The 16,382-nt window shown below is 67.1% G+C and carries 8 protein-coding genes; 3 read left to right on the top strand and 5 right to left on the bottom strand.

Translation table 11 applies throughout. The annotated features are described in order from the left end of the window. Nucleotides 1–49 precede the first annotated feature (49 nt). From CAI21_RS12095 to CAI21_RS12075, 5 genes are all read right to left on the bottom strand, one after another. Nucleotides 50–1,441, bottom strand: coding sequence for an isochorismate synthase (locus CAI21_RS12095; RefSeq protein ID WP_116302525.1), 1,392 nt, complete (start codon nucleotides 1,439–1,441; stop codon nucleotides 50–52). Then, nucleotides 1,438–1,785 carry an isochorismate lyase gene (locus CAI21_RS12090; RefSeq protein ID WP_116302523.1) on the bottom strand — a complete coding sequence of 116 codons (348 nt, stop codon included), beginning with the start codon at nucleotides 1,783–1,785 and terminating at the stop codon, nucleotides 1,438–1,440. The genes CAI21_RS12095 and CAI21_RS12090 overlap by 4 nt, the downstream gene beginning before the upstream one ends. 102 nt (nucleotides 1,786–1,887) lie before the next feature. After that, a complete protein-coding gene (locus CAI21_RS12085) occupies nucleotides 1,888–5,244 on the bottom strand; it encodes an ABC transporter permease (RefSeq protein ID WP_116302522.1) in 3,357 nt (1,118 codons plus the stop codon). Next, nucleotides 5,241–6,128: an ABC transporter ATP-binding protein gene (locus CAI21_RS12080; protein WP_116302520.1), complete on the bottom strand. Its 888-nt coding sequence runs from the start codon at nucleotides 6,126–6,128 to the stop codon at nucleotides 5,241–5,243. Before CAI21_RS12080 ends, CAI21_RS12085 begins: the two co-directional genes overlap by 4 nt. A gap of 22 nt (nucleotides 6,129–6,150) precedes the next feature. Next, entirely contained in the window at nucleotides 6,151–7,791 is a 1,641-nt protein-coding gene (locus CAI21_RS12075; RefSeq protein ID WP_116302518.1) for a (2,3-dihydroxybenzoyl)adenylate synthase, read from the bottom strand. 177 nt (nucleotides 7,792–7,968) lie between these two features. On the opposite strand from CAI21_RS12075, the gene CAI21_RS12070 reads away from it, so the two are divergent. From CAI21_RS12070 to CAI21_RS12060, 3 genes are all read left to right on the top strand, one after another. After that, nucleotides 7,969–8,757 carry a thioesterase II family protein gene (locus CAI21_RS12070; protein ID WP_116302517.1) on the top strand — a complete coding sequence of 263 codons (789 nt, stop codon included), beginning with the start codon at nucleotides 7,969–7,971 and terminating at the stop codon, nucleotides 8,755–8,757. 55 nt (nucleotides 8,758–8,812) lie between these two features. After that, nucleotides 8,813–15,115: a non-ribosomal peptide synthetase gene (locus CAI21_RS12065; protein WP_220348089.1), complete on the top strand. Its 6,303-nt coding sequence runs from the start codon at nucleotides 8,813–8,815 to the stop codon at nucleotides 15,113–15,115. An 82-nt stretch (nucleotides 15,116–15,197) separates the two neighbouring features. Continuing rightward, nucleotides 15,198–16,382, top strand: coding sequence for a class I SAM-dependent methyltransferase (locus tag CAI21_RS12060; RefSeq protein ID WP_181919396.1), 1,185 nt, complete (start codon nucleotides 15,198–15,200; stop codon nucleotides 16,380–16,382).

Raw genomic sequence — 16,382 nt, 5'->3', positions numbered from 1 at the left:
CTTGCTGGCGAGCGGTTGCGCGAAGGCGCGTGTCGAGGGCGGTAACCTGCTAAGCCGGCTCGGTCCCGGTTGCAGCCAGGGCGGTCATCATAGCTTGCATTTTATAGCGGCTTTCCCAGTACTCATCTTCCGGCTTCGAATCCTTGACGATTCCGCAGCCGGCGAAGAGCACCGCATCGCGCCCCGCGAGTAAAGCCGATCGGAGTGCCACCGCAAATTCGCCGTCGCCGGCCGCATCCAACCATCCCACCGGGCCGGCATACCAACCGCGGTCCATGCCTTCGTGGGCGCGGATATACGCCATAGCCTCGTTTGTCGGAAAGCCGCCTACCGCTGGGCTCGGGTGCAGCTGTTGCAAGAGCGCGAGCAGCGGCATGTTGCTATGAATCTCGCCCCGAATAGGTGTGACCAGATGCTGGACGTGGCGTAACTTGCGCAGTCGCGGTTCGGGAGGAGACGCAACATGATCGCAATACAGGCCGAGCGCGCGTTTCAACTCGTTGGCCACAAGCGCATGCTCATAGCGGTTTTTGTCGCTGATTAATAGCTCCCGCCCGAGTTGACGATCTATCTCCGGATCATGGTGCCGCGGCGCGGTGCCGGCGACAGCGCAGGTGTGAACGCGGTTCCCGCGCCGCGCGATTAGCCGTTCGGGCGAGGCCCCGAGAAAACAGGACCGGCCACGGGCGAAAGCGAACACATAAGCACCGGGATGCAGCTGCCGAAGGCCGTCGAGGATATCCGGCAAAGGCACGTCGACGGCGATCTGTTCGGCGCGGGCCAAAACGACTTTACGGAGCCGCTCCGCCCCTATGGCCTCGACCGCGGCGGAGACTTTGTCGCGCCAGGCCTGGCCAGAGACTAATGTGCCGAGGGAGCGTCCAACTTCCTCGGCAGGAGGCGAGTAAGAGCGCGCAACGATCTTTTGCCAGCCTTTCAGTAGCTCATCGCATAGCTTCTCGCAGTCGCTGCGGCCGTCCACGAGCGTGTTGAGCACCAGCTTGATACGGGTGCCTTCGGCTTGTAGGAAATAACGATGCAGAGTGAGCGCGGCAGCGGGAAAGTCACGCCATAATTTGCTCCGGCGAGTGCGGCGATCAAAGGCAAAACCGCCGCAGAGGACTGGCCGGTGGTCGCCGATGACGACCGCCTTAGCGATTCGCGTTTCCCAAGCGGATTGGAGATCCGACCAGGGGCGGCCCGCTGGACACTGAAATTCGTGGGTGCAGCCCAGGCCAAGCAGTGCAAAATTGTCTTCCGGCATAGCCCACAAGGTGGCAGGTTGCTCGGAACGATGGTTAGCGGCGAATATTTGAACGAAATCGATGTTGGGGTGAGGTAGCGAACAGGAGGCAAGGACGGGCGAACCCTGCTCGCAGGCCCGCTGTTTGGCAGCGTTTACCCCCTGCCGTAAGAGCGCCATGTCGGATTCGTCGATCATGGCGTCCGGCTCCCGCCGACTAGATTTTGCTGGCGGCGCCAATGCTGGATTTGCAGTTCGATGAACCAGTCTATCGTGGGTTCGAATAGCGATACGACGAACTCCGGATCGAGTCCCGCTTCCTCGGCCCAAACGCGCCGGTCGGCGATCATGCGCGTTACTCGCTCCGGTGCCGGAATGCTCGCCTCGTTCGGTTTGAAGCGGGCGGCCGAGAGTACATAAGCCTTGCGTCGCCGCAGTAGCTCAATGAGTTGCCGGTCGAGGTGATCGATTGCCGCTCGGATGTCTTCCAGCCCCTGGCAAGCGGCCGGTTCTTTTGGTTCTTTTAATGTTGCCGTGTCCATCGCAGTTTTTCTCCCTGAGTGATGCGGCGCTATTTCTCTCCGTGCGAAGACGGCCGAAACAGCTTGTCCTGGGCCTGTTTCAGCGGAACCTTCCGAAGTCGATCAACGAACATGACCGGCCCCTGGGGCGAGCACATTATTACGCGGCTCGCGTTCATAGGACGGCCACATATCCACCGCGAGTGATGGCGTTCCGTTCCAGCTATGTGCCGGTTGTACGACCAGTTGATTGTCCCGCACGCTGTAAAGCCCGGGCTCCGGCGATTCCGGCACGAGCGACCAGCCGCCGGCCTCCCAACGCCAGCGCTCGCCGCCGGCGATCAGTCCGGCGCTATCGAGGCGCAGCTCCGTCGCCTGCGGCGGGCCTAGCAGTAGCGTGGCCACGGGTTCGCCGACGGCTGCCGCCAGCGCGCCCTCGACATCGCCCGTTGCCCGTATCTGCGAGAGTAACGCCTGCAGTTGCTGGGGAGATTGGCGAGCAGCCCAATCGCGAGCGGCCTGCGGGGCGTACTCCGCGGCCCAACCGCCCGCATGGGCATCGCGCAGCGCGCCGACGGGAACGCTGCTGCCGGCCAGGGCCTCGGTGATCCGGTCCGTACTGCGGTGCATAAGCGCTGCCAGGGCAGGAACGCCGTCCGCCTCGCCCGCGCACAATAAACCGATGGCGCCGGGTAGCCCCTCGCTGAACAACACCGCACCGCTGCCTTGCCGTAAATCGGCGCTATCCTGAACAATACGGCGGGCGAGGGCGGTGGCCATTGCCGCTCGTCTCACCGTGCGGCCGGTGCCGTGGTCGTCCACATCCCAATGCGGATCCTCGCGGACAATGAGCCAGCGGCCGGCGGCGGTCGTGTCGCCGAGCTTGCGCGGCCATTGCGCGATGGTGTCTATCTCCACGGCAGCACCTAAGCGGCGGTGGACGCAGGCGGCCATGGCGTCGAGGTCTTGTGCGACCGCCTGCGCCGTTCGCGTCCGCTGCGGGTCGTGCAGAACGCGATAGCCCTCGATGCGGGAAGCCACCGCCGTGGCTGCCCAGGCATCCGCGAAATCCAGCAGGCCGGTGGTTTCCCCTTCTCGTACGTGTCGCCCGTCGATCTGTACCCGCCATTGCCAGCGGCCGGCCGGCGCGACAGCCCCGCTGGCCGGTGTGGCGGGGTAGGCGGGGAGCGACACCGTTTCGCTTAAGCCATGGCGTGCGCGGTCGGCGGTAACGCGTAGTATGCGGTCCGGGTCCAGGCCCAGGCGCGGCATGACATCCACGGCGCGCAGCCAGTAAGCGTTGCCAAGCAACCAGGGATGGCCTCCCTCGGTGTCCCAGCCGGTAGCATTTAAGGACCATTCCAGTTCGACGTTGCAGCCCGCTGCCGGGCAATCGGGCAGGGGAATGGCCAGATGGTCGTTTGCGTGCCGTACCGCCACCGGCTGCCCCTGTACCGTGACCTCGCCGAGCCGGAAGCCGGTCGGCGTGCCGGCATGCAGAAAAGCGCCCGCTGTCCGTACGCCTTCAAGCCGCCAGTGCCCTCTAAGCTCGCGCTGTTGCGGCCGGACGACGAGATCGACACTACCGCCGGCGACGGCGAAAGGTGCCTGCGTCGACAGCCATGCCTGTTCCCATTGCGCGTAGTCCGCGATCCGTTGCTCCCGAGACTCGTAATTGCCGTACTCGACGAAGCGTTGCTGCATGAGCGCGCCGAAGCCGACCAGGGCCAGCGACGCGGTGGCGGCGATCGCGCCGGCCGGGCCGAACAAACGGATGCGGAACCGCCGGACGAACAGCCGCCAGCCGGAGTCCGTGCCGCGTTGCATGACCATGGCGGCACAGGCAATCAACAGGACTACCAGCGCGAGCTTGAAACCGTTGCTGATCAGGAGCTTATCCAGCCAAGGCGCGAGCCCGGCGAGGCCCGACAGGCTCACCACCACCGGCAGCCCGATCTGATAAGGCGGATAGGGCACCAGACCCGTCTCGTGATTGACGATCATGATGAACGCCGCCAGGATGGAGGCCGCGTAGGCGGGTCCAGGGCGGCGAATCAGCGCGTGCAGCAACAGGCTGACCGCGGCAAGCTCTAATAGCCCGGGCGCCAGCACGGCGATCTGATGCAGTAGCGGAGTGAGCACCGAGAGGCTGTCCGGTGCCGCCAGCGCTGCCGTTACGATCGCGCCCAGCCCGGGAATCAGCGCCAGCACCAGCGTGACGGCGGCTACCGCCGCGACGGCGCCGACCAGACGCGCCCCGGCCGGCGCGGGCGTGGCATCGAACATCTCGCCGAAGCCCGGCTGGTGGTCGCGCCGCAGGGTCACGCCGGCCAGCGCGGCGACCACGAACGCGATGATGAGGTAGAACATGGTCGTCAGCAGCGGCGTGACCAGCTCCGTGCGCGGCACGAGGGGGCCGTAGGCATGCTGTACGACGTGCACGAAAGCACCGCCGACCGCCAGCACCACCAGCAGGACGATGCTTAGCCAGAACCAGCGCCGGTTGAGTGTCTGCTTGATCTGCCAAGCGGCCTCCGCCGCCACGGCCCGCCCCCAGCGCGGACGGCTGTCGATCGGGCGCAGCGCAACCCTGGTAGGAGCCGGTACCGCCTGCGGTTTGCCAGCGGCGGGCTTGGTGCGGCGCCGGGGCGCCCGTTCCAGGCTTAGCTTCTCCCGCGTGATCCGCGCCAAAACCACCGCGAACAGTGCTAATGGCAGCAGTACCCACAGCAGCCGATTAGCCAGCAAAGCCGGCGTGAGCTCCAGTAGTGCGGTGGTTTTCTCGCGCGGTGTCCAGTTCTCGACCTGATACTCCGCCTCGGCGAAGCCGGACGGATCGAGCAGGGTGGCAATCGCCTGATCGGCATGATTGCCCTTGAAGACGATCATCGCCACCATCCAGCACAGCATCAGGAAGGCGGCGACGGCGAACGGCCCGGCGACACTGCGGGTGTGGATGGCGGCCACCGTATAGAGGGCGCCGGCGCCCAGCGCCAGGGGAAGGGTGAAGATCAGTGCCGACCAGGCAAACGCCAACCAGGGGGTGGCGCCGACGGAGCCGGCGGGGAGGGCGCCGATCCATTCCAGTCCCGGCGCCAGCAGGAAACCGGCCACCTGCGAACTGCCGAGCACCAGCGCCACGCCGAGGGCGCCCACATAACGGGCGAGCAGCCAGCGCCGCAGTGGAATCGGCGCGGCGAGCACGACCTCGTGCAACTGTGCGGACCGATCCCGCACGATGGCTTGTGCGAATACCCAGGCCCAGGCAAAGAAGAGAAAGAACGATGCGCCCGAGGTCATGAGGTACACCAGGCCCGGCGCGTTACGCGGAATATCCACTGCGCCCATGTCGCGTAGATACTCGGCGTCGGTCAGCCAGATGAGCAGATAGCCGACCAGGCCGATGTAGATCAGCGGGACGATGCCGCCGCGCAGGCCGGAGCGAAACTCCGCCAGGGCCTCGCGCCAGAAGAAGCTCATCCTGCCACCTCCGTCACCCCGGCAGCCGCCAGAACCGCATGATAGGCATCTTCCAGCCGCGGGCGATGCGGCGCGTAGCCTTCGCCGGGCGGCGCGTCGGCCTCCACCACCGCCAGCGTGCCGTCCGGCGCCGCGGATAGGTGCACCGCCTCGGGCACGGCCTCGCCGCGTGGGATGATCCGCGACCACAACCGCCCCGCCAGCTTGTCAGCGAGCGCACCCGGCGTGCCTTCGGCGACGATACGCCCGTCGGCGAGAATCGCCAGCCGTCGGCACAGATTCTCCACGTCTTCGACGATGTGGGTGGATAGCAGTACCACCGCCTCGCTGGCCACATCGGCTAACACGCGATGGAAACGGTTGCGCTCGGAGGGGTCGAGGCCGGCCGTGGGCTCGTCGACGATCAACAGACGCGGCGAACCGATCAACGCCATGGCGATACCGAAACGGCGCAGCATGCCGCCCGAATAGGTGGCAACGGGCCGAGCGGCGGCCGCGGTCAGATTGACCTTTTCCAACAACAGCTCGACTTCGGCGCGCCGTTCGCGGCGGTTGACGCGCCCCTTGAGCCAGGCAAAGCGCTCCAGCAGATCGCGCGCGTTTACCCCCGGATACGCCCCCAATTGTTGCGGCAGATAGCCCAGCCGCAGGCGCAGATAGTCCGGATCGGCCAGCACGTCGACGCCGTCGAGCCGGATCTTGCCCCGGTCCGGCGTTTGCAGCGTCGCCAGCGTGCGCATCAAGGTGCTCTTACCGGCACCGTTGGGCCCTAACAGGCCGTAGAGCCCGGATGGCACTGCCAGATCCACGCCTTGCAGCGCCTGTACGCCGTTGGCGTACGTCTTGGTCAGGCCTTGAACGACTAATCCGCTTGACTGGGGCATGCTGTATACCTGTTATTTTATTTCATATACTAATGAGACGTATTATCGTATCAGCTGTCGACAACGCCTGACAGAGTCGTTTCGTCGGCAGCGCGCGGATAATCTGTTTCTTGTCGATCTTGCCCACGGCTGTGACGGGCATGGTTGCTAACACCTCCAGACGTTCGGGCAACTTGAAAGCGGCCAGGCCGCGGGCTGCGAGAAACTCGCGCAGCTCGGCAAGTGTGGGCGGTAGGCCTGCGGAAACAATGGCCGCTCCGATTCGTTCGCCCAGCAGTTTGTCCGGCACCGGCACGATAGCCGCTTGGCGGATTCGGGGGTGTGCGAGTAAATGTTGTTCGATTTCCGCGGCCGCGATGCACTCGCCGCCGCGGTTCACGACATCCTTGATGCGCCCGGTTACGATGAGGTCGCCTGCGGGCGTTAGCTGCACGCGATCGCCAGTTCGGTAGAAACCCTCGGGCGAGAACGCGTCGGCATTATGCTCGGCGGCGCGGTAATAGCCGCGCAGTGTGTACGGACCTCGCACCAGTAGCTCGCCTTCCTCACCGGGTCCGACATCCTTTCCCTCGGCGTCGACGATGCGGAGCTCGTCCAGCGGGCTCATCGGTCGGCCTTGGGTGGTGGCGACGGTATCTGGGTTGTCGCCCGGCCGGGTATAGCAAATCAGCCCCTCGGCCATACCGAATACTTGTTGCAGAGCGCCGGGAAAAGCCCGTAGGGCGGCCCGCGCCTCGTTTTCGGGAAACTTCGCGCCGCCCACTTGCAGCAACCGTAGCGAGCCGAGGTCGGCGGTTTCCCATTCGGTCGCGGCGGACCATAGCTGGGCGAGAGCTGGAACCAGCGCAGTGGCGGTGACCGCATAGCGCTCGATGAGCTTAAAACCGTGCTCGGGACTCGGATCCCGATTCATGACTACGTATCCGCTGACGGCAAATATGCCCAGCATCCCCGGGCAGGCGAGCGGAAAGTTATGTGCGGCAGGCAGCGTCGCCAGATATATGTCGTCGGCCGTCAGCCCGCAGATTTGGGCGCTGCGTATAGCGTTGTAGCGATAATCGTTGTGGGTGCGCGGAATAAGCTTAGGTAGCCCTGTCGTGCCGCCGGATACCAGGAACAGCGCGGGATGGCAGGGGTTTACCGGCGGCGGGACAAACTCGTCCGAATCGCCCATGGGTAAAGAGTCGCGCCCATCCGGGGCGTTCGTTACGAAAATGTGCTGTAAGGGTAGGCTGGCGCTTTGCAGTTGCCGGACAAGGGTCTGCTGATCGTCGTTGGTAATATACGCGACGGCTTCGGTAAGACGGATAAAATACTCAATCTCTGCAAGGCGATGCGCCGGTAAGGCCATAACAGGGACCAGTCCGGCCCGCAGTACCCCCATCAATACGACAGCAAATGTCGTCGTATTGGGTAATTGCAGCACCACCCGTTGCCCTGTCCGGAGCCCCGCTGCCAGCAGTCCGGCCGCCAATGCATCGGCTTGCGCCAGCAGTTCGGCGTAGGTGAGCGAGTGCTCGCCATCGGCGACCGCCGGTCGATCCGGGTGGGCATCGGTAATCAGGGTCCAGAGCGGTTTATTGTCCCAGACTCCGTGCTCGATATAGCGCTGTCGTTGGTCCTCGGGGTGCGGTACAAATCCTTGCAGTAAATCGCCTGACATAGCACAACTCCTTGGCGAATGAGTGTTTCCGTCCGTCGAGCAGTTTCGGATCGATAACCTCTTGCACGAAACGTTATAACGTAACATCATGAGGTAGACAAGCCGCGACTGGTAAGAGGTAACCGCATAACGGGTCGACGGCGCTTTACGGCGATTGAGCAACGGGGATAACGACTCATGGAAGGAGTATGGATACAACGCCCGTGTGCGCGGCCCGGGGCCGCCCTGCGGTTACTGTGCATCCCGCACGCTGGCGGCACGCCTGGTTTGTTTCGCTCCTGGACGACTTGGCTGCCGCGGGATGTGGAGCCGCTGCTGGTATGCCTGCCAGGGCGCGAGACTCGGCTTGGCGAGTCCTTTTCCGAGGACATCCCAGCGCTGATCGATAAGCTTGCCTGGGCCGTACGGCCATTGCTGGACCGTCCATGGGCGATCTTTGGCCACAGCATGGGTGCGGTATTGGGGCATGAACTGGCGCTGGCGTTGGCGCGGCAGGGAGATCGGCAACTCCGCCACGTGTTCGCCTCGGCCCGGCAACCGCCGCAACATCATCGAAGCAGGGGCGTGCACCGGCTGGACGACGACGGCTTGTGTGCCGAACTAACGCGTCTCGGCGGTACCGCGCCGGAGCTGCTAAACCAGCCTGAGGTGCGAGAGGTTATCCTGCCGGCTGTTCGCCATGACTATTGCCTGATCGAAACCTACCACGCCCGCCCGGAAGGGCAACTCCACTGTCCGTTAACGGCTTTCCTTGGCCATGACGATACCGAACTGACACAACAAGAAGCGCTGGGCTGGGCACGCTGGACCGCAAAGGAATTTCGTTTGCAGTTGTTTCCGGGCGGGCATTTCTACCTGGCCGATCGACCGCGGGACGTGGTGACTCAAGTCCTGCGGAGCCTGGGACGGTCGGGCGAGATGCCGGAGATCGTATCGGTTGTAGACGAGAATGATAATCAATGCTAATTGTGAAGAGCGCTAGACTAAGCCGGTCCGCAATAACAACGAAAGGGAGTTCGTGGTGGCTCAGAATCCTTTTTTCTCCGAAGTCGTCGATCAGGTAGCGACAACGCTTGGTCTGCCGAGGGAACATGTCGACGTCGATGCCGATTTGCTGCAACTAGGCCTCGATTCCGTCAATATAATGCGTATCGCCGGCCGGTTGCGCCGTTCGGGCCATCCCATCGGCTTCGCCGACCTCATCGCGACGCCCAGGTTGTCGGCGTGGCGCCGGCTGTTGCAGCGCGAGGCCGCGCTGCCGGGCGTCGAGCCGCAGGACTCGGCGGTGGACGAACAGGCCCCGTTCGAGCTAGCGCTGATGCAGCATGCCTACTGGGTAGGCCGTGGCGAAGGGCAGCATCTCGGCGGCGTGGCTGCGCATTTCTATAATGAATTCGACGGCCACGACGTGGCGCCCGAACGGCTGGAGGCTGCCGTGCGAGCCCTGCTTGCGCGCCACGGCATGCTGCGCGTGCGAGTGCTGGACGACGGCCGCCAGCAGATTCCGGCCACGGCCGCCTGGCCCGGCCTGACGGTTTACGATCTACGCGACCGAACGGAGGCGGAGGCGCGCCGCGAACTGGCCGCCCTGCGGGAGTCGCTGTCGCATCGGCGGATGGATATCGCCGCCGGCGAAGTCTTCGATATACGCTTGTCGCTATTGCCCGATGGATTACGCCCCAACGGCACCCGGATGCACGTAAACCTGGACATGGTGGCAGCCGATGCGCTCAGCCTGCGCGGCCTGCTCGCCGATCTGGCCCGCTTGTACCAGGCGGGCGAGCAGGCGTTGTCCTGCATCGACTACAGCTATCCGCGTTACCTCGCGGACCGACGGGCGCTGCGGGCCGGACCAGCGCGGGCGGCGGCGTTGGCGCGCGACAAGGCCTACTGGCAGCGGCGCCTACCCGAACTCCCGGGGGCGCCGGTTTTGCCCACCGTGCCGGACCGCTCGGCTTCGCCGCGCGTCGTGCGTCGGCACCGGTGGCTGGATGCCGATGCCAAGGCGCGCCTGGAGCACGCCGCGCGCGAACACGGACTGACGCTGGCGATGACACTGGCCGCCGTCCTGGCGGAGACGTTGACGGCCTACAGTGCCGAGCCCGACTTCCTGCTCAACCTGCCGCTGTTCGACCGCGAGCCGCTGCACCCGGATGTCAACGCGGTGGTCGGCGATTTCACCTCGTCCATCCTGTTGACCTGGCGGGGCGGGAAAGCCGGCAGCTTCGCCGAGCGGGCGGCGCGGCTACAGAAGCGTTTCCACCAGGATGTCGCCCACGCCGGATACTCGGGCGTGGAGGTACTGCGCGACGCTTCCCGCCTGCACGGCCGGCCGGTATACGCCCCCGTGGTCTTCACCAGTGCGTTGGGACTGGGCGACCTGTTCGGCGAGGAGGTGCGGAATACCTTCGGCGAGGCCGCCTGGATCATCTCCCAGGGCCCGCAGGTCTGGCTCGACGCGCAGGTAACCGAACTCAACGGCGGCTTGCTCGTCAACTGGGACGCCCGCGAGTCGGCTTTCGCGCCGGGCGTGCTGGACGCGATGTTCGACGCCTTCGGCACCTTACTCGATCGTTTGCTGGCCGAGCCCGCGGCCTGGACCGAGCCGCCGCCGTTGTTGGTGCCGCAGGCGCAGCTTGAAGTGCGCGCGGCGGTCAACGCCACCGACGGCCCGCTGCCCGAGACACGCCTGCACGACGGCCTCTTTGCGCAGGCGGCGCGGACGCCTGAAGCGCCCGCGCTCTTGTGGCGGGAGGGGGGCATCATGCGCTACGGCGAGCTTGCCGAGGCCGCGTTGCGCGTCGCTGCGTACCTGCGGGGGCAGGGCGTGCGACCCGGCGATGTGGTGGCCGTCTCGCTGCCCAAAGGACCGCAGCAGGTCGTCGCCGTGCAGGGGGTATTGGCGGCCGGCGCGGCGTATTTGCCCTTGAACATCGAGCATCCGCCCCGGCGGCGGGAAAAGGTGCTGGCCGCTGCCCAGGTGCGCTGGGTGCTGGACGATACGGCGCTACCGGACGCCGTCGAACCGCTCGCCGCCCCCGTGGCCGGTTCGGCGGACGACCTGGCCTATGTGCTCTACACCTCCGGCTCCACCGGCGAGCCCAAAGGGGTGGAGGTGACACACCGTGCGGCGATGAACACCATCGCCGATCTTAACCAGCGCTTGCGGCTCGGGTCGCGGGACCGCACGCTGGCGGTCTCGGCGCTGGACTTCGATCTCTCGGTGTTCGATATCTTCGCGCCGCTGTCCGTGGGCGGTGCCGTGGTCTGCGTGGAAGAGTCGGCGCGGCGCGATGCCGCCGCCTGGGTGGAACTGCTCCGCCGCCACGAGGCCACTGTGCTCAACTGCGTGCCGACCTTGGCCGACATGCTGGCGAGCGCGGCCGACTCCGAACTGCCCAGCTTGCGGCTGGTCTTGCTCGGCGGCGACTGGGTGCCGCTGACGCTGCCGGGTGCCTTAGCCGAGGTTGCCCCGAACTGCCGCTGCATCGCGCTGGGTGGGACCACGGAAACCGCCATCCACTCCACCATTCAGGAGCTCGCGGAGGTGCCGCCGGATTGGGTTTCGGTACCCTATGGCGTGCCGCTGCGCAACGTACGCTGTCGCGTCGTCGACGCGCTCGGACGGGATCGGCCGGATCGCGTGCCTGGCGAGCTGTGGATCGGCGGTGCCGGCGTGGCGCGCGCTTACCGCGGGGATGCCGCCCGTAGCGCGGAGCGGTTTGTCGTGGTGGACGACCGGCGTTGGTATCGCACCGGCGACCTGGCCCGCTACTGGCCGGACGGCACCCTGGAGTTCCTCGGTCGCCTGGACCATCAGGTCAAGGTGCTCGGGCAACGCATCGAACTGGGCGAGATCGAAGCCGCGTTGGACGATTATCCCGCCGTGGCGCGGGGCGTGGCCGTGGTCGAACGGGGGCGGCTGGCGGCCGCGGTTATTCCCGAGCCCGACGCCGAGATAGCCTTGCCGGCCTTGCGCGAGCATCTCGCCGAGCGTTTGCCGGCCGCCATGATGCCGGGCGCTATCGTCGTGCTGGAGCGCTTGCCCTTGAGCGCCAACGGCAAGGTCGACCGCGCGGCGCTACGGCGGTCGATTGCTGAAGCGACGCCGGAACGGGAAGTCGTCGCCCCGCCGCAGGGGGAGGCCGAACACGCCGTGGCGGCCGCCTGGCGCGAGGTGCTGGACGTGGCGGAGGTCGGCCGCGAGCATAGCTTTTTCGCCTTGGGCGGCGATTCCCTGCAAGCCACGCGCCTCATCGCCCGGCTGCGGGCGGCAGGCTTTGCCGAGGCGAAGCTGAGCGATCTGTTCGCCGCCCCGACGCTGGCCGATTTCGCCGCCCGGCTGCGCCCGGCCGAGGCCGCAGCCGCGGATAGGCGCCTGGTGCCGGCCCCCGCGCACCGCCACGAGCCGTTTCCAACCACCGATGTGCAGCGCGCCTATCTGTTCGGCCGTGGCGAGGATTTCGCCCTCGGCGGCATCGGCTGCCACTTCTATCGCGAGTTCGACGTCGACGATCTCGATATCGGCCGCCTGGAAGCGGCCGTCAATCGCCTGATCGAACGTCACGAAATGCTGCGCGCGGTGTTCGACGAGCAGGGGCGCCAGCGCATTCTGCCGGCAACGCCCCACTACGAGATTCCGGTCGCGGAGGCCGGCGCGGACCCCGAAGCCGCCTTTACCCGCCTGCGGGCGGAGGCCTCGCATCGTATCTTCGAGCCGAGCGTGTGGCCGTTGTTCGCGATCGACGTGGTACGCCACGGGCGGCGTGCCCGCGTCGGCATCGGGATCGACAATCTGATCCTCGACGCCCTGAGTATTCTGATCTTCTATCGCGAGCTGAGCACACTGTACCGGGACCCGAACGCGGTACTGCCGCCGGTCGAGGTGTCTTTTCGCGATTACGTGTTCGCCGCCGGAGTGGAGCCGCAGACCGAGCGCAGCGCCTGGGACTACTGGAACGGGCGGCTCGACGAGCTGCCGCCCGGCCCGCAGCTGCCGCTGGCCGTGGATCCGGCCACCGTGCAACGGCCCCGGTTTAGCCGTCGCGAGCGCCACCTCGACCGGCACCGGTGGCAGCGCTTGCAGGCGCGGGCGCGTGAGTACGGGCTGACCCCTTCCGCCCTGCTGCTCAACGCTTACGCCCAAGTGTTGGGCCGCTGGAGCGCGCGGCCGGATCTAACGCTTAACCTCACGTTGTTCGACCGTCAGGATCTGCACCCGCACGTCAATCGCGTGCTGGGCGACTTCACGTCCCTGGTTCTAGTGAGCTCGAAGCCGCAGGCCGGCGAGAGCTGGTTGGACAGCGCCCGCCGCCTGCAAGCGGAGTTATGGCAAGCCTTGGACCAGCGTGCGGTTTCCGCGGTGCGTGTCCTGCGCGAGCGCGCGCGGCGAACCGGCGCAGCGGAAGCCGTCATGCCGGTCGTGTTCACCAGTGCGCTGGGCGTCACGCCCGACGACGAGGATGAGGCCGCGGGGACCTTCGAGCGCCACGTCTGGGGTGTCTCGCAGACGCCGCAAGTCTGGCTCGATCATCAGGTTACGGAGTTAGACGGCGGCGTCTGCCTGACCTGGGATGCCGTCGACGAACTGTTCCCGCCCGGTTTGCTGGATACCCTGTTCGAGGCTTATATACGCCTGCTGGACTGGTTGACCGAAGCGGACTGGCTAGAGGCCGCGCCCGACTTGTTGCCGGAGGCGCAGCGGCGGGTGCGCGAGACAGTCAACGATACCGGCATAAGCCCTCCCGCACGGCTGCTGCATGCCGGTTTCTTCGAGCAGGCCCGGGCTGCGCCCGAGCGGGAGGCCCTCTGCTGGCGCGACGCCGACGGCCGGGAGGCAAGCTTGAGCTACGGCGCCCTGGCGGAGCGGGCCTTGCGGCTGGCCGCCGCGCTGCTCGCCCGCGGCGTCGTTGCCAACGAGGCGGTGGCGATCAGCCTGCCCAAGGGGCCGGACCAAGTGGTCGCGGTGCTGGGCGTGCTCGCCGCCGGTGCCGCTTACGTACCGGTCGGCACGGACCAGCCGGCGGCGCGTCGGGATCGCGTCTGCAAGCGCGCCGGGGTGCGCTTCGTTATCACCGACGCCGCCGGCCAGGTGACGTGCGAGCGAGCCGAGTCGGCACAGCCGATCCCGATCGCAGCCGCGCTGGACACGGCACCCTTGCCGGAGCCGATGGCCGTCGGCGCCGACGAGCTGGCCTACGTGATCTTCACCTCCGGCTCCACCGGCGAGCCGAAAGGCGTGGAGATCACCCATCGCGGGGCCGCCAACACCGTGCTCGACGTCAACGCCCGCTGCGGCCTGGGCGCCTCGGACCGCGTGCTGGCGATCTCCGCGCTGGATTTCGATCTCTCCGTCTACGACCTGTTCGGGCCGCTGACTGTCGGTGGCGCGGTAGTGCTCATCGATGAGGTAGAGCGACGCGAAGCCCGCGCCTGGCTCAGCTTGATCCAGCGTTGGCGGGTGACCGTCTGGAACTCGGTGCCGGCGCTGCTGGACATGCTGCTGACCGCGGCCGACGAGGCAGAGCCGCCGGACAGCCTGCGCGTGGTGCTGGTATCCGGCGACTGGGTGGGGCTCGACCTGCCGGAACGACTCGCGACTCTGGTGCCCCGCTGCCGCTTCCTCGCGCTGGGCGGGGCGACCGAGGCGTCGATCTGGTCCAACCTGTTCGAGGTCGAGCGGGTCGAGCCGAACTGGCGCTCCATCCCCTACGGCCGGCCGCTGGCCAATCAACGCTACCGGGTGGTGGACGCCTTCGGCCGCGACTGCCCCGACTTCGTGGCGGGCGAGCTGTGGATCGGCGGCGCCGGCGTCGCGCGCGGATATCGCGGCCAAGCGGAGCTGACGGCTCACAGTTTTCTTGGCGCGGGAGTGGACCGTTGGTATCGCACCGGCGACCTGGGGCGCTACTGGCCGGACGGGACGCTGGAGTTTCTGGGTCGTGCCGATCAGCAGGTCAAACTGCGCGGCCACCGCATCGAGCTGGGCGAGATCGAAACCGCGCTGCGCGACTGCCCCGGTGTCGGGCAGGCAGTGGCGGCGGTGATCGGCGCCGGTGGCGGCCGTCACCTCGTGGCGGCGGCGGTACCGGCGCCGCCAGCGGTCAAGTCGTCGAGACCCGTGGCGACGCAGCGGCCTATGCCGACGCCGCACCGGCACGGGCGGCGGATCGCGAGTGCGAGGCGGTGGCCGTGGAGTCGGTACTGGCCCGGTTGCTCGATCTGCCCGCCTTGCCGGCGGGTGGCAGCGGTTGGAACCCGCCGGCGGAGCTCGCCGTGGCGGACGAACACCTGCCCGTGCTGCGACTCTGGTTGGCCTGGTTGACGGAACGCGGCGTGTTGGTAGAGCAGGGCGGGAGCTACCGGCCCGGGCCGCGGCTGGCCGAGGTAGTGGCGCGGCCGAACCCGTGTCGGCCACGGATGCCCCTTACGGGTATCTGATCGAGCGCGCGTACCGGCGCTTGTTGCAGCGTCTGGACGACTATCGCGCCATCCTTGCCGGCCGCCTGCCCGCCAGCGCTCTGCTCGAAGACGACATCCTGGCGCCCGATCGGCTCTCCGCCGCCGATCCGGGCACGCAACACGCACTGGCGGCCTGCGCCGACGAGATCGCGGCCGCGGCTGCCGCCTCGGGTCGGCCGGTGCGCGTACTCGAACTCGGCGCGCGCGACGGCGGTAACGCCGCCTTCCTGCTCGAGCGGCTGCGTCCGGAGCAGGTGCGCTACACGGTGACCGATCCTTCCGCGTCCATGATCGCGGCCGCCGAGCGCCGACTGGCCGCGTGCGGCCACGAGGTCCGCTGTGAGGTGCTGGTCGAACAAAGCATCCCGGATTCGCTGCGCTACCGCTTCGACTATGTGCTGGCGGTGAATGCTTTGCACCGTTACCGCCGTGCCGCCGAAGGGCCGGCGCTGGCGGCACTGCTGGCCCGGCGCGGCGGCTCGGTGGTCGTTCTCGAGCGCTGCGAGCTGACGCCGGTCGCCGCTATGACGGCGGCGGTGCTGGATCGCGGTTACCTGGACTGGGAGGCGGACCGTCGCCGTGCGCGCAGCCCCATGTTGACAGGCGCGCAATGGGCGCGCCGGCTGCGGGAGGCGGGTTTCGCCGAGGTTACCCACGGGCCGGTGGCGACGTCCTTTGTCGACCGGATACAGGCACGGCGACCGGCCGATGCCGTCGACCTGGAGCCGACGACGCTGCGGGATCAGTTGGGTGTCCGCCTGCCGGCGCACATGCTGCCCGAGCGGGTCGCGGTGCTGCCGTGGTTGCCGCTGACCGCCAACGGCAAGGTAAACCGAGAGGCGCTGGCCGAGCTTGCCGCGCCGACGGCGGCCCGCGACGAGCCCCCACGCGGCGAGATGGAACAGCTCGTCGCCGACTTGTGGCAGGAGCTGCTGGGGGTGGCCGCGGTCGGCCGCGGCAGTCGTTTCTTCGAACTCGGCGGCGACAGCTTGCAGGCCACCCGTTTTCTAGCCCGCATCCGCGAACGGCTCGGTATCGAGCTGCCGTTGCGCGCCTGTTCGCCGCGCCGGCCTTGGCCGATGTGGCCGCGGCGCTCGCCCGCGAGCGCGAGGCCCTGCTCGAGACGGTAG

This window comes from Alkalilimnicola ehrlichii (assembly GCF_003399765.1).
Lineage (GTDB): Bacteria > Pseudomonadota > Gammaproteobacteria > Nitrococcales > AK92 > AK92.
This window is presented reverse-complemented; position numbering and strand designations above follow the sequence as displayed.

Coding starts and splice junctions, on each gene's coding strand:
- CAI21_RS12090 (WP_116302523.1), bottom strand. CDS start 1,785: ATGGACACGGCAACATTAAAAGAACCAAAAGAACCGGCCGCTTGCCAG.
- CAI21_RS12080 (WP_116302520.1), bottom strand. CDS start 6,128: ATGCCCCAGTCAAGCGGATTAGTCGTTCAAGGCCTGACCAAGACGTAC.
- CAI21_RS12095 (WP_116302525.1), bottom strand. CDS start 1,441: ATGATCGACGAATCCGACATGGCGCTCTTACGGCAGGGGGTAAACGCT.
- CAI21_RS12085 (WP_116302522.1), bottom strand. CDS start 5,244: ATGAGCTTCTTCTGGCGCGAGGCCCTGGCGGAGTTTCGCTCCGGCCTG.
- CAI21_RS12070 (WP_116302517.1), top strand. CDS start 7,969: ATGGAAGGAGTATGGATACAACGCCCGTGTGCGCGGCCCGGGGCCGCC.
- CAI21_RS12075 (WP_116302518.1), bottom strand. CDS start 7,791: ATGTCAGGCGATTTACTGCAAGGATTTGTACCGCACCCCGAGGACCAA.